General features: G+C 42.8%; 13 protein-coding genes and 2 pseudogenes. 12 read left to right on the forward strand and 3 right to left on the reverse strand.

Going from position 1 to position 13,999, the window contains the following annotated elements; genetic code table 11:
• Window positions 1–97 precede the first annotated feature (97 nt).
• On the reverse strand, window positions 98–1,150 hold the full coding sequence (locus tag BK820_RS04990; protein WP_071320288.1) for a Rieske 2Fe-2S domain-containing protein: 1,053 nt from the start codon (window positions 1,148–1,150) through the stop codon (window positions 98–100).
• A gap of 192 nt (window positions 1,151–1,342) precedes the next feature.
• Window positions 1,343–2,272, reverse strand: a complete 930-nt coding sequence (locus BK820_RS04995; protein WP_071320333.1) for a LysR family transcriptional regulator — start codon at window positions 2,270–2,272, stop codon at window positions 1,343–1,345.
• Window positions 2,273–2,540: 268 nt separating this feature from the next.
• Between BK820_RS04995 and BK820_RS05000 the strand changes: the two genes are divergently transcribed.
• From BK820_RS05000 to BK820_RS05035, 8 genes are all read left to right on the forward strand, one after another.
• Window positions 2,541–3,596, forward strand: coding sequence for a Rieske 2Fe-2S domain-containing protein (locus BK820_RS05000; protein WP_071320289.1), 1,056 nt, complete (start codon window positions 2,541–2,543; stop codon window positions 3,594–3,596).
• Window positions 3,597–3,737: 141 nt separating this feature from the next.
• Window positions 3,738–4,187, forward strand: a complete 450-nt coding sequence (locus BK820_RS05005) for a nucleoside deaminase (protein WP_228715872.1) — start codon at window positions 3,738–3,740, stop codon at window positions 4,185–4,187.
• A gap of 339 nt (window positions 4,188–4,526) precedes the next feature.
• Window positions 4,527–5,618 carry a BMP family ABC transporter substrate-binding protein gene (locus tag BK820_RS05010; RefSeq protein WP_071320290.1) on the forward strand — a complete coding sequence of 364 codons (1,092 nt, stop codon included), beginning with the start codon at window positions 4,527–4,529 and terminating at the stop codon, window positions 5,616–5,618.
• Window positions 5,619–5,723: 105 nt separating this feature from the next.
• Window positions 5,724–7,328, forward strand: coding sequence for an ABC transporter ATP-binding protein (locus tag BK820_RS05015; protein WP_071320291.1), 1,605 nt, complete (start codon window positions 5,724–5,726; stop codon window positions 7,326–7,328).
• A gap of 41 nt (window positions 7,329–7,369) precedes the next feature.
• Entirely contained in the window at window positions 7,370–8,467 is a 1,098-nt protein-coding gene (locus BK820_RS05020) for an ABC transporter permease (RefSeq protein WP_071320292.1), read from the forward strand.
• 21 nt (window positions 8,468–8,488) lie between these two features.
• On the forward strand, window positions 8,489–9,409 hold the full coding sequence (locus BK820_RS05025; RefSeq protein WP_004809345.1) for an ABC transporter permease: 921 nt from the start codon (window positions 8,489–8,491) through the stop codon (window positions 9,407–9,409).
• 32 nt (window positions 9,410–9,441) lie between these two features.
• Complete coding sequence (locus tag BK820_RS05030) at window positions 9,442–10,827, forward strand: amidohydrolase family protein (protein ID WP_071320293.1); 1,386 nt, start codon at window positions 9,442–9,444, stop codon at window positions 10,825–10,827.
• Between the two features lie 119 nt (window positions 10,828–10,946).
• A complete protein-coding gene (locus tag BK820_RS05035) occupies window positions 10,947–11,696 on the forward strand; it encodes a metallophosphoesterase (RefSeq protein WP_071320294.1) in 750 nt (249 codons plus the stop codon).
• Window positions 11,697–11,775: 79 nt separating this feature from the next.
• Here the strand turns inward: BK820_RS05035 and cynS are convergent, their stop codons facing one another.
• The gene (gene cynS / locus BK820_RS05040; protein ID WP_071320334.1) at window positions 11,776–12,225 is read right to left on the reverse strand and encodes a cyanase; all 450 of its coding nucleotides are present in this window, start codon (window positions 12,223–12,225) and stop codon (window positions 11,776–11,778) included.
• Between the two features lie 284 nt (window positions 12,226–12,509).
• On the opposite strand from cynS, the gene BK820_RS05045 reads away from it, so the two are divergent.
• From BK820_RS05045 to BK820_RS05060, 4 genes and pseudogenes are all read left to right on the forward strand, one after another.
• Complete coding sequence (locus tag BK820_RS05045) at window positions 12,510–13,319, forward strand: formate/nitrite transporter family protein (protein ID WP_000323725.1); 810 nt, start codon at window positions 12,510–12,512, stop codon at window positions 13,317–13,319.
• 50 nt (window positions 13,320–13,369) lie between these two features.
• Window positions 13,370–13,543 (forward strand): annotated as a pseudogene (locus BK820_RS05050) (bifunctional protein-serine/threonine kinase/phosphatase); the annotation flags it as partial.
• A gap of 41 nt (window positions 13,544–13,584) precedes the next feature.
• Window positions 13,585–13,758 (forward strand): annotated as a pseudogene (locus tag BK820_RS05055) (bifunctional protein-serine/threonine kinase/phosphatase); the annotation flags it as partial.
• A 41-nt stretch (window positions 13,759–13,799) separates the two neighbouring features.
• Window positions 13,800–13,994, forward strand: coding sequence for a hypothetical protein (locus tag BK820_RS05060; RefSeq protein WP_071320295.1), 195 nt, complete (start codon window positions 13,800–13,802; stop codon window positions 13,992–13,994).
• Window positions 13,995–13,999 lie beyond the last annotated feature (5 nt).

Below are 13,999 nucleotides of genomic sequence, written 5' to 3' on the forward strand. Positions count from 1 at the left end.
TTTTTTAAACATAGGTAATGCAAGAAAGACTCTGATCCACTGTTCAAACTGAAAGCTGGAAAATAATCCAGCCAAAACCAGAGCCTTTCATTTCAACTCAAGCCGCAAATAAAGGACTGAATCCATGCTTACGCAGCAATTTCCGGTACATGCTGGAACTGCGATCTGCCGGGAAATGTGCTTCTAAAGACAAGTCCAAAGGCAGATATTCAGGTTTCTGGTTTTCGACGATTAACCGGTCTTCTTCAAAAATTTTCAGGTTAAAGTCATAAGCATCTTCAACTGGCAGGTCTTTGTCATAATTCCGGCAGATGGGTGCAAACAGCCGCGTAGTACGTGCTGTCATAGGCGAAGCTGCATTCATAATGACCTGTTTGGCATCATGGGGAAAATGAATGGTCAAGGTCGCGGTAAAGGGTACACTGATTTCAAAATGGCGTAGCCATTTAAAGTCTTTTGCACCGCGCTGATCCAGTCCGATCGGATAGCGTCCAACGGTACTGATATAGTCAGCAGCAAAACCATAATCTGTCTCATAGGTTTGATAATCGGGTACTTCTGAATTATCCGGATCGCCAAAAGTATCTGGATGTACCCAGGCAAAATGTGCGACATCAATAAAACCTTCTAGCTGCCGACCGGCAAAACACTGAATATCAACTTTCGGGCAAACCAGTTGCTGGTAATCTGGTTCATCCCAGTAAGGCATTTGCGGAATATTTGCCTTAGCCTGTTTATCTGCCAGCAATGAGCACCAGATCAGACCATATTTTTCTACGGCGGCATAGGTTTTTAGATTGAAACGCTCAGAGATTTTTTGCTGCGGATGGGCCGGGATACGATTACATTTTCCACCTGATCCAAAGCGTAGACCGTGATAAGGACAAACCACACCTTGTCCATCATTTTTTCCCAGACTTAAAGCAACCCCTCGATGTGGACAGGTATCTCGCGCCACAATAATTTCATCCCCCATTTTATAAATTACCAAGGGCATATCCAGCAACATGGTCCCGATTGGCTGTTCAGAGACTTCGCGTGCCAAGGCTACCGGATACCAGTATTGCGCTAACAGGTGCCAGTCATGTTCTGAAAATGTCATATGAACAGGTAAGTCAGGCTGATGCGTGAGGATGGTTTTACTATTCATGATTGCCTCAAATCGGTGATATTCGATTGAATATAGATCAACAGCCCATTCACCGAAATTAGAGAAATCCGTATGAGGTATTGAGAAAATTAGAACACTCTTTACCATTTGAAGATCATTCTCTTTTATATGTGAGCATATTTTGAGAATTAACGCGTCTTTATGGAAAAGGTAGACCTCACAAATCATTTATTAGGCTGCTTGCTGAGAAATCTGACTTTTTAGCTGTTCCATCTGTTCAATAATATGCTTGATCATTAGCTGGGAGGCTCGTGAAATCTGACGTTTTGGCGCCACGCAAAGGGCAAGGGTCAAAGGACGTACACCTTTTTCCGTAATCAGTTTAAAGATCAGTTCATCGCGTTGCAGTTCCGGGAAGACATCCAGATAACTCAAGATGCCAATACCGGTATTGGCTTTGATCATGCTGTTCATCAGGCGGATATCATTGGATTCCGTTTTGCGTGCCGGAATGAATTTGTGATGTTTGTACATGGCCTGTACATAGTCATGAATGATTAGCGGCTCTGCTGCAATAAAATGATTGTCATCCAAGGTATCTGAAAAATAGATTCGTTCAGCCTCAGCAAGGGGATGCTGTTTGGACATGACAAAGCCCAAAGGCAATTCCAGAAAATGCAGTACTTCCAGCTGATGATGGGCTTTGGGATTAAGAATCAGCCCGAAATCCAGTTCGGTATCGATAATTTTTCGGGCAATCACTTCACTGTCTGCCACTCGTATATTGAAATTGATCCAAGGATACTGCGCATACATATGCTGTAGTGACTGCATTACAAAGCCTTCGCTCAAGGCAGAAATTAATCCAAATTCGATACTGCCACGTTTGAGTCCCTGAATTTCATCAAAGCGGATACATGTCTGCTGAAACTCCTTTTGCCATTTTAGAATATCGGCATATAGCATTTCACCCGCTAAAGTTAACTTCAGTCCGTTGGGCAAACGTTCAAACAGCTCAATACCTAATTCTTCTTCAGCCAGGGCGATCTGCCGGTGAACCGCAGATACCGAAATAAATAACTGATCTGCAGCCTTACGTAAACTGCCACTTTTCGCCACAGCAATAAAGTAATCAGAAAAGCGTGAAAACGGGGTATTTATCAATTTACTCAAGCCTGTTTCACCTGTACTTAAAATTCAATAAAAGCTTTATGCGAGTTTTATGCCAAAGCAGGAAGCTAAGGTCCAAGCCAAGCAAGTATTACAAGGTACTGTTCTAATTTTTAGAATGATTTATACGAAACATTCTAATAGACGAAAAAGTAAAAAAACGAGTAATTTCAATTGTAAATAACTGGAACGCTAGCCAGCACAAGCCACGTTTCAGGGGATTAAAAATATTCAGGATTTTGCAGAAAAAAGGTTTGATATGAACGCTATTCCAATGATCAATGTATTTAGCAAGCCATGCTACAGCCAGTTTGATGATCAGGATTGGGAAATTCTGGCGCATCATTGGTATCCGGTTGCACGTATTCAGGACGTGAACGAAAAGCCACAGCAAGTGACTTTGCTGGATGTCAAACTGGCAATTTATAAAACTGAAAGCGGCGTCATTCATCTGGTACGCGATATCTGTCCGCATCGTGGTGTACCACTGAGCAAGGGCTGGGTTTCTGGGGAAAATATTGTCTGTCCCTATCATGGGCTGCAATACAACGAACAGGGAAAATGTATCAAAATCCCAGCGCAACCCGAGTTGACTAAAATCTCAGACCGTTTCTCGCTCACAAAATTTCCAGTCGTAGAAAAATACGGTCTGATCTGGACCAGCCTGTTTAGCCGGAATGAAATTGCTGCCAATTTCCCGGTACTAGATACCTGGGATACCGCAGAACATCAATCTATTTTACCGCCATTTGTGGATATTGCCGGTTCGAGTGGTCGTCAGTTAGAAGGCTTTATTGATGTAGCGCATTTTGCCTGGGTGCATCACAATGCTTTTGCCGATCGCGATAATCCGGTGGTGCCGAAATACAATACCGAACGTACGTCTTATGGTCTGCATACTGAATATGTCAGTAATGTCAGCAATTATCCTCATGGCATGCAGCATCTGGCACCTGAAGGATTTTTATGGAAACGCGTGTTTGATGTCTATCCACCATTTTCTGCGATATTAACTGTGCATTTTCCAAATGAAGGCATTCTTAAAATCCTGAATGCCTGCTGCCCGGTGTCACACAACCAAACCAGACTGTTTGTACCATTAACCCGAAATTTTGATACCACTGGCGATTTACAGGCAGTTTATGATTTTAATGCACAGATCTTTGCTGAAGACCAGGAACTGGTAGAAAGTCAAAAACCGGAAGAGCTGCCACTGGATATTTCCATGGAAGCACATTTTGAAGCAGATCGCTCATCAACAACTTATCGACGTATATTGGCAGAATGGGGATTAAGTAAACGTTATATTGTTTAAAATAAACCAGTATATTTTTATTTAACAAGCAGGGGCTATATTTAAATAAATTATACTTTCTTAAAATGCAAAGAATCTATTTAAATATTCAATCATTTAAAATTTATTCTAGTATAAATAAGCCGTCCAAATCATCAGCAGATATTAAATTTTTTAAGACTTTCTAATGATGTGGGACGGCGTGCTACCCAGTTGGGACATCATCCCTTTGGAGCAGTACTGGTGGCGCCAGATCATGAAACGGTGCTGCTCACCCAATGTAATATTGATACGGTCAATCATGCAGAATCGACATTAGCCCGTATTGCTGCCACCAATTATCTAGCAGATTATTTATGGCAATGTACGCTTTATACGGCAGTAGAACCTTGCTGTATGTGTGCTGGAACCATCTATTGGGCTAATATAGGCCGTGTAGTTTATGGTATTTTGGAAAAATATTTACTTGAATGTACCGGTAATCATCAGGAAAACCCAACGATGAGTGTCAGCTCACACTATATCTTTAGCCATGGACAAAAGGACATTGACTTGATTGGACCAGTACCTGAGATTGAAGCTGAAACGGTCAGTTTACAAAAGCAATTCTGACAAAGCAGATAAGCCTTTTTAGAAGAAAATCCCATTTTAAGAATGGGATTTTTTATTTTTACAGAAATTATTTTAAATATAAATGCCCATTTTAATAGCATTTACTTATATCAAGCGCACTTATTTAATTCATTTTATTTAATATTAAAAAAATTATTTATTAATAAATATTAAAATAATAAAATATTACTTTTATTTTAAAAGAAATAAATTAAATAAATCATTTTTTAATCAAGTTGGAATAGTTATTGCTAATTATAAAAAGAACCGATTTTACTCATCTGAGTAAAGTTATTGATTAGTGTGCATGGGGCACAAGTACAAAAAGAGCGGAAGAGAATGAAAGAAAAAAAGATCTTTAAAACCGGATTCAAAACACTGATGGGGATACTATGTGCGGGTGGCCTGGTGGCGGCATCAATGACTCATGCACAGGATAAAGCAGCATTTGTATATATTGGCCCAACCAGTGACCATGGCTGGACCTATTCACATGATCAGGGCCGGATCAAGGCTGAAAAAGCGCTGGGCGGCAAATATAAAACCTCCTATATCGAAAATGTTCCAGAAACTGCCGATGCAGAGCGTGTTATCCGTAACCTGGCGCAGCAGGGCAATAAAGTCGTTTTTGCCACCTCATTTGGCTATATGAATGCCATGGAGAAAGTCTCCAAGCAGTTCCCGAATACGGTATTTATGCATGCCACTGGTTATAAGCAGGGCAAGAACCTGGGGGTATATGACGTTCGTACCTATGAGGGTGCCTATATGCTCGGTGTGGTTGCTGGGCAGAAAACCAAAAACAATGTTTTAGGTGTCGTGGCATCATTCCCGATTCCTGAAGTGGTGCGCAACATCAATGCTTATACTTTGGGTGCGCAAAGCGTGAATCCAAAAGTGAAAACCAAAGTGATCTGGGTCAATTCATGGTTTAACCCGGGCAAGGAACGTGATGCTGCATTGGCATTGATTGCTCAAGGTGCCGATGTGTTGATGCAAAATACTGATTCTCCAGCAGTCGTTCAGGCAGCTGAACAGAAAGGGGTCTATGCCTTTGGCTGGGACTCGGACATGAGCAAATTTGGTCCTAAAGCCCATCTGGCGGCTTCGGTACTCCATTGGGAAAAAATCTACACCCCAGTGATGACTCAGGTCAGCAATAAAACATGGAAGCCAAGTGCACTGTGGTATGGGGTAAAACAGAAAGCTGTCGATATTGAGAGCTTTGGACCAATGGTAACCGCAGGTGAGAAAAAGAAAGCACTTGCTGTTCGAGATGCGATCCTGAAAGGTACCTTGCACCCATTTACTGGCCCGCTCTATAAACAGGATGGTTCAATGGTCATTGCTAAAGGTAAAACACTGGATGATGCCACCTTGAGCAAAATGAACTACTACGTAAAAGGTGTAGAAGGTTCACTTCCGAAATAAGAAAGAAAATAACAGACATCACATCATTCTAAAAACAGGCTCATGATTCATCTGGTCTTTAGCAAAAGGCAGATGAATCAACCAGCCGCATAAAACAGGGCACTTATGATGAATCCAACACATGATCTGTCTACACCTATGCCCAAGATGAATACAGGTTCAGGCAAGGATATTCCGCGACTGGAGCTGGTCAATATCTGCAAAAGCTATAATTCACTCAAGGCAAATGACCAGATTCATTTGACTGTATATCCTGGACAGATTCACGCTATTTTGGGTGAAAATGGTGCTGGGAAAAGCACCCTCATGAAAATTATTTATGGTGCAGTCAAAGCCAATCAGGGACAAATTCTGTGGAATGGTAAAGAAGTCCGAATAGACAGTCCATCAATGGCGAGAAAACTCGGGATCGGCATGGTCTATCAGCATTTTTCCCTGTTTGAGACCCTGACTGTTGCTGAAAATATTTTATTGGGACTGGATGAAAAAGTAGATTTACCGAACCTGAGCAAGAAAATTATTGCCGTTTCTGAACAGTATGGTTTACCTGTCGATCCGCGAAGGGAAGTTCATTCCTTATCGGTAGGTGAGCGGCAGCGTGTAGAAATTATTCGTTGCCTGTTACAACATCCAGCGCTGATTATCCTGGATGAGCCGACTTCAGTTTTGACACCCCAAGCGGTACGGCAGTTATTTAAAACTCTGCGCATGCTGGCATCTCAGGGAGTTTCTATTTTATATATCAGTCATAAACTGCATGAAATTAAAGAACTCTGTGATGAAGCCACGATTTTGCGTAATGGACAAGTCACTGGAAACGTCGATCCACGAGAAAAATCGACCAGTGATTTGGCCCGCCTGATGATTGGCCGTGATTTACCCACTTATATACGCGCAGAATATCAGGGCATACCAGAAACCTGTTTTCAGGTTGAAAATCTTGGCTATCAGTCTGATGATCCTTTTGGTGTGTCCTTACAAAATATCAATCTTAGCGTTCAGGCAGGTGAAATTGTCGGTATTGCCGGTATTTCCGGAAATGGACAGGCCGAACTGCTGTCTTTATTGTCCGGCGAAGCGCTGACCAAAACCGGCAGGCTTTATCTGGAACAACAGGAGATTACTGCATTAACTGCTGGCCAGCGGCGTAATGTGGGACTTGGGTTTGTACCGGAAGAACGTTTAGGTCGTGGTGCCGTCCCCAATATGACATTGGCTCAAAATGTGCTATTGACCGCCTATCGTCAGAAATTCACCCGTTGGGGCTTAATTAAATTCTCAGATATCCAGACTTTTGCTGAAAAAATTATCAAAAAATTTGGGGTTAAGGCCAGTGGTGCGAACGCAGAAGCCCGTTCTTTATCGGGTGGGAATTTGCAAAAATTTATTGTCGGCCGTGAAATTCTGCAGAATCCAAAATTCCTGATCGTGGCTCAGCCCACATGGGGCGTAGATGTAGGTGCTTCCATGTTTATCCGTCAGACGCTGATCGATCTGTCACGTCAAGGGGTCGGTATTCTGGTGATTTCCGAAGAACTCGAAGAACTGTTTGAGATGAGCGATCGCATTTGTGTACTCGCCAATGGCGAGCTGTCGAATCCAGTTCCAACCCAGCAAACCAATGCAGAAAGTATTGGCTTACTCATGTCTGGCATTCAACGCCATGAAGCGACCTCGGCCACGGCAGAGGAGCAACACGCTCATGCTTAAGACTTTATTAAAACAACAAATGATCTGTGGAGGATGAGCACATGCATTTACTCGAACCACGTGAACATCCGTCACAACTGATGAAATGGCTGTCACCAGTTATTGCCCTGGCAGCCATGCTGGTCGTTGGCAGTATTTTATTTTTAATGCTGGGGATTAGTCCTGCACAGGCCATGTATGTATTTTTTATTGAACCGCTGATGACTTCCTATGGCTGGAGCGAGTTGGCCGTTAAAGCGGGCCCTCTAATTCTGATTGCCTTGGGTTTAGCTGTTGGGTTTCGTGCCAAACTGTTCAATATCGGTGCCGAAGGTCAGCTGATCATGGGTGCCATTTTTGGCGGCGGTATCGCACTGCTATTCCATGAACAGGCAGGTTGGTGGATTTTACCTCTTATGATTTTTATGGGCGCAATTGGCGGTGCCTTATGGGGCGCAATTCCTGCATTACTGAAAACCCATTTTAATGCCGAAGAAACCCTGACCACCTTGATGATGAACTATGTCGCACTGTTTGTATTGCTCTATCTGGTTAATGGTCCTTGGCGTGATTCAGAGGGCATGAATTTTCCGCAAACTGTCATGTTTAGTGAAAGTGCAACCTTACCGATGATTCTGGAAGGAACACGGGTTAATGCTTCAATCTTTATCATCGCTGTGGCTGTGCTTCTGTTCTGGCTCTTTATGCGTAAAAGTATGACTGCTTTTAAACTGGAAGTCAGCGGACAAGCACCTTTAGCTGCTAAATATGCTGGTTTCTCATCTTCAAAAGCGATCTGGCTGAGTCTGGTGATTTCCGGAATGATGGCGGGGATTGCCGGGATATGTGAAGTAGCAGGCCCAATTGGTCAGCTGAATCCGAGCCTGTCACCAGGTTATGGCTATGCTGCAATTATTGTTGCTTATCTGGGTCGTCTGAATCCGATTGGTATCGTACTTTCCGGATCATTAATGGCATTGATTTATCTCGGTGGAGAAATGGCACAAATGCAATTACAGCTTCCGGTTGCAATTACCGGGATATTCCAAGGCTTGCTGCTGTTTTTCCTGTTGGGATCGGATGCCTTGATTGAAAACCGTTACCGCTTTGCCAAAAAACGTGTAGTGCCTGCAGCTGAACCTGCTTCGGCAAATGCTTAACAAGATCGGAGGAAGAACAATATGGCTATAGAAATGACCGCAATTCTGGCAGGCACAATCGCCGCAGCAACGCCTCTAATCTTTGCAGGTTTAGGTGAGTTGGTGTCACAACGCACTGGGGTAATTAATTTAGGTGTAGAAGGCATGATGCTGGTCGGTGCCATTGCCGGTTTTGCCTTTGCTGCCCAATATGAAGCCAGTGTATTTAGTGCCTTATTGATCGGTGGGCTGGCAGGTATGCTGATGGCATTGATCTTTGCTTTCTTCACCTTATCACTTAGTACTAATCAGTCGGCCTGTGGTTTGGCTTTAACTATTTTTGGGCTGGGTATTTCTGCATTTTTAGGTCAGAACTATGTCAGCATGGCTTTACCGGGTTTAAGTAGCTGGAATATACCTGTACTGGCAGATATTCCCTTCATTGGTCCAATCCTGTTTCAGCAAAACTATGTGGTCTATCTGTCCATACTGGCATTTTTTGCTGTGTGGTTTGTATTGGCAAAAACCCGTCTGGGCTTGCTGTTAAAAGCAGTAGGAGAGTCACCTGAAAGTGCACATGCCATGGGTTACCACGTACTGGCTATTCGCTACGGCGCCGTCCTGTTTGGCGGCTTGATGGCAGGTATTGGGGGAGCATTCTTATCTACTGTATATACCCCAATGTGGATTGAAAATATGGTCGCAGGTCGGGGCTGGATTGCAATTGCTCTGGTGGTCTTTGCTGTCTGGAAACCATCCCGACTGATGCTGGGTGCTTATCTGTTCGGTGGTGTGACCATCCTGCAGTTTCATGCGCAGGCATTGGGGATCAAAGTACCCAATGAGTTTTTAGCAGCTCTGCCTTATCTGGCGACGATTGTAGTACTAGTCGTAATTTCCCGAGACAAGAAACTTTTGAAGATGAATCTGCCAGCGTCATTAGGCAAAACGTTTGTGCCTTAAACCTATCAATTAAAAAGATGATATAGAACAAAATGAAAATATTAGCAGCAGCCTATGTGCTGACCATGAATAGTCAAAATGAATGCATCAAAAATGGGGCGATATTGATTGAGGGAGACCGAATCAAGGCCATAGGAACCAAGACCGAACTTACCCAAAAATATCCCAATGTCATCGTGCGTGATTATCCTGAAGCCCTATTAATGCTAGGCTTAATCAATACGCACTGTCATTCCGGACTATTAAGAGGCACTGCTGAAGGACTGCCAGTATGGGATTGGCTGGAACAGTTTATTGATCCAATGCATCGTGTGCTTCAACCTGAAGATGCCAAGGCTGCCTCGTATTTGTGTTATGCAGAAGCATTATTATCCGGTACCACGACCATTGTTGATATGTGGCGCTACATGGATGGCAGTGCAGAAGCCGCACAACAGCTTGGTATCCGTGCTATCTTGGTACCTTATGTCGCCGAGCACCCTGACCATGACTATTTTGAAACCCTAAAAACGAATGAAGCCCTGATTAATCGTTGGCATCAGCAAAGTCATGGCCAAATTCAGGTCTGGGTGGGCTTAGAACATCTGTTTTATGCTGAACCTCATGCACTCAAACGTATTCAAAGCTTATGCCAGGATTATCAGACCGGTTTTCACACCCATAGCAATGAAAGCCAGTTTGATGTCCAGGAAAACTTGCGCCGTCATGGTGTACGTCCAATCCAGACACTGGAACAGCTGGGTCTTTTAGATTTGCCACATACCTTACTTGCACATTGTGTGTGGGCAGATTCTAATGAAATTCAAATTTTGAAAGAACACAATGTTGGAGTTGCCCATAATCCAGTTTCAAACATGAAACTGGCCTCAGGTGCTGCGCCTGTACTGGATATGCTCAAACAGGGAATTGCTGTCGGTTTAGGCACAGATGGAGAAAAAGAAAATAACAATCTGGATATGTTTGAGGAAATGAAGACGGCTTCTTTATTGGCCAAGTTTTCTTCTTTGGATGCAGCAGCCCTAGATGCATGGTCTGTTTGCCAGATGGCCACCTGCTTAGGTGCAAAGGCATTGGGCATGCAGGATCAGATTGGTAGCCTGCAAGTGGGGAAGCTAGCTGACATTATTGCTGTAGATATCGCTACCCCACGTATGACGCCGTTGGTGGATGAAGGCCGATTATTTAATTTATATACTAATCTTGTACATGCTGTTCAGGGACAGGATGTCATCATGACCATGGTTGGCGGTAAAATTGTCACTGAAGGTGGGCAATTGCTGAATGCAGATCTACAAAGCTTAATCGATGAAGTCAATCGGGTTACACCTTTACTCTTTAAACGACGTGATGCATGGATGGCACACACAGGTCAAGCTATCAATGAATTAAATCGAAATTCAGCTGAGGAAACTGAATAAATACGATCTTAGCAATGAGGTATATTGCAGGCTGTATAAACCAGTAACCCAAATTTAAACCTGTATACCTATCCTAATCGCATCGTCCTATTTTAGTGATTTCAAAGATTCCACATATCATGATGACGCTAAGCAGAAATATTCGAGGAGCAGATTATGCTGCCATTTATGTGGTCGGAGATCTGCATGGTTGCTATCGCCTTCTGATGCAAGAATTGGAAAAAATCAGGTTTAATTTTGAGCAAGATTTGCTGATATGTACCGGTGATCTGGTGGATCGAGGCAGTGAAAATCTGGAATGTATTTCTTTATTAGATCAGCCCTGGTTCTTGAGCGTCCGCGGCAATCACGAGGAAATGTGCATCAAAGGACGTGATGATGTATGGATTCAGGATATGCATGCACGAAATGGTGGTGAATGGTTCTATCTATTGTCCACCGAAAAACAGGATGAACTCAGCGAAATCTTCTCTCAGCTTCCATTGGTCATTGAAATTCAACTTGAAGATAAAAAGATTGGCATTTTGCATGCGGATGAAGATAAAAAGATTGGCATTTTGCATGCGGATGAAGATAAAAAGATTGGCATTTTGCATGCGGATATTGATATCCATGACTGGAATCAGTTTAAGACAAACATTGCCAAGGGTGAACGAAAAATTCCGGGCTTAACTTCAGCTTATACTAATGCATTATGGGGGAGAGGCCGTATCCGGCATCATTCCAAGCGCTATGGAACCGTTAAAAATATTGATGAGGTCTATTTAGGGCATACCATTGTGAAAAGGCATACCCAGATTGATAACTGTCACTATATTGATGTCGGTTCCTCTTATACGCAGCAGCTGTGTATCGTCAAAATTAAATGAGGATAAGGGCGGTGGTATAAAAGATCTCCTTACGAAGAAATAAAAAGCCATCAATATGATGGCTTGATCAAACGATTAATTAATAGGTTTTATAAGGTAAAAACTTGCCAGACAATACGACATTTACCCGGTCACCGTTTGGATTTTCCTCACGCTGAATATCCATGCTGAAGTCAATTGCGCTCATAATGCCATCACCGAATTCTTCATGGATCAGCTCTTTAATAGTCGAACCATATATATTTACAACTTCATACCAGCGGTAAATTAAAGGATCCGTAGGCACACTGGTTGGTAAAGAGCCTTTATAAGGTACAATTTGCAGCCATGCCACTGCCTCATCACTAAGGTCAAAAATCTGACCAATTTTCTCTGCCTGCTGTTTATTAAATGCCATTTGTCCCAGGCAGGCAGCCGTTACCCATTCTTTAGAAAGACCAATTTCTTTGGCGACATCTGCCCATTTAATTGACTTTAAAACTTTCGCTGAAATGATCATGTCAGTTACTTGTTGACGATGGGTAATCATAAAAATCTCCAGATTATTTTTGAAATACATTTATGTGAATTTTCATTAATGCAGTTCTCATGCCAACTAGAGGACGAAATTAGTTTTAAATAGAGTGCAAAAAATTGAATGATTTTTAAATAATTTATGGCACAGCTTTTGCTTCATTTATAACAAGCATGGCAATGGCGCCATAACAAAATTACCTGTTCTGATATTTAAGGCAACGACGCCTAAGGTTTCAAAGACCTTAGGCGTCTTTTTGTTTAAAAACAGGTCCAGATATTAAAAATGAGGACGATGACATGGCATATCTTGCTCCTGCAGAGTTTGCAAAAAAAGTGGTAGATGCGGGTGAATCCAAATTACATATGGCAACCCGTGATGTATTGATTCGTGCCTTTATGGCAGGTGCGATTTTGGCGCTGGCAGCGGTATTTGCCATTACCATAGCCGTGCAAACAGGATCAGCACTAATTGGTGCGCTCCTGTTTCCAGTTGGTTTTTGTATGTTGTATTTATTGGGCTATGACCTGTTAACTGGGGTGTTTGTACTTACGCCGCTGGCATGGCTAGATAAACGCCCAGGGGTGACATGGGGACGTATTCTAAAAAACTGGGGCTTGGTGTTTGTAGGGAACTTTACAGGCTGTTTAGTCGTTGCGGTGCTCATGGCAGCGGTTTATACCATGGGTTTTGCAGCGGATCCAAACCCTGTCGGCGTGAAAATTGCGCATATTGGTGAGGAGCGGACATTAGGTTATGCCGAATACGGATTCGCCGGCTGGATGACTATTTTTATCCGTGGCATGCTGTGTAACTGGATGGTGTCATTAGGTGTCATTGGCGCGATGATGTCTACTACGGTGAGTGGCAAATTCATTGCCATGTGGATGCCAATTATGCTGTTCTTTGCCATGGGCTTTGAGCATTCTGTAGTGAACATGTTCCTGTTTCCATTTGCCATGATGATGGGCGGTGACTTCTCGATTGCTGACTACTTCCTATGGAATGAATTGCCGGTTGCTTTGGGTAATCTGGTGGGTGGTTTGGCATTAACAGGTCTGGCACTTTATACCACCCATGTCCGTACTGGTGTTAAAAAAGAATTTTAATATTCAGCATTTTATAAAGGGATCGTATAGATCCCTTTTGAGCTTTCAGCATGAAAAAAACATTAAAAGTCAGTATTGGGCAATATTCTACTGCCGGAATTAAACAACAGAACCAGGATTTCCATGGAGTATATCTGCCCGAAGGACATGTGCTGAAACAGAAAGGTATTGCCTGTGTTATAGCGGATGGAATCGGTAGCAGTAATGTCAGTCATCATTCAGCATTTTATAAAGGGATCGTATAGATCCCTTTTGAGCTTTCAGCATGAAAAAAACATTAAAAGTCAGTATTGGGCAATATTCTACTGCCGGAATTAAACAACAGAACCAGGATTTCCATGGAGTATATCTGCCCGAAGGACATGTGCTGAAACAGAAAGGTATTGCCTGTGTTATAGCGGATGGAATCGGTAGCAGTAATGTCAGTCATCATTCAGCATTTTATAAAGGGATCGTATAGATCCCTTTTGAGCTTTCAGCATGAAAAAAACATTAAAAGTCAGTATTGGGCAATATTCTACTGCCGGAATTAAACAACAGAACCAGGATTTCCATGGAGTATATCTGCCCGAAGGACATGTGCTGAAACAGAAAGGTATTGCCTGTGTTATAGCGGATGGAATCGGTAGCAGTAATGTCAGTCATCATTCAGCATTTTATAAAGGGATCGTATAGATCCC

Origin of the sequence: Acinetobacter sp. LCT-H3, from assembly GCF_001866125.1 — a bacterium.
GTDB classification, from domain to species: Bacteria; Pseudomonadota; Gammaproteobacteria; order Pseudomonadales; family Moraxellaceae; genus Acinetobacter; species Acinetobacter schindleri.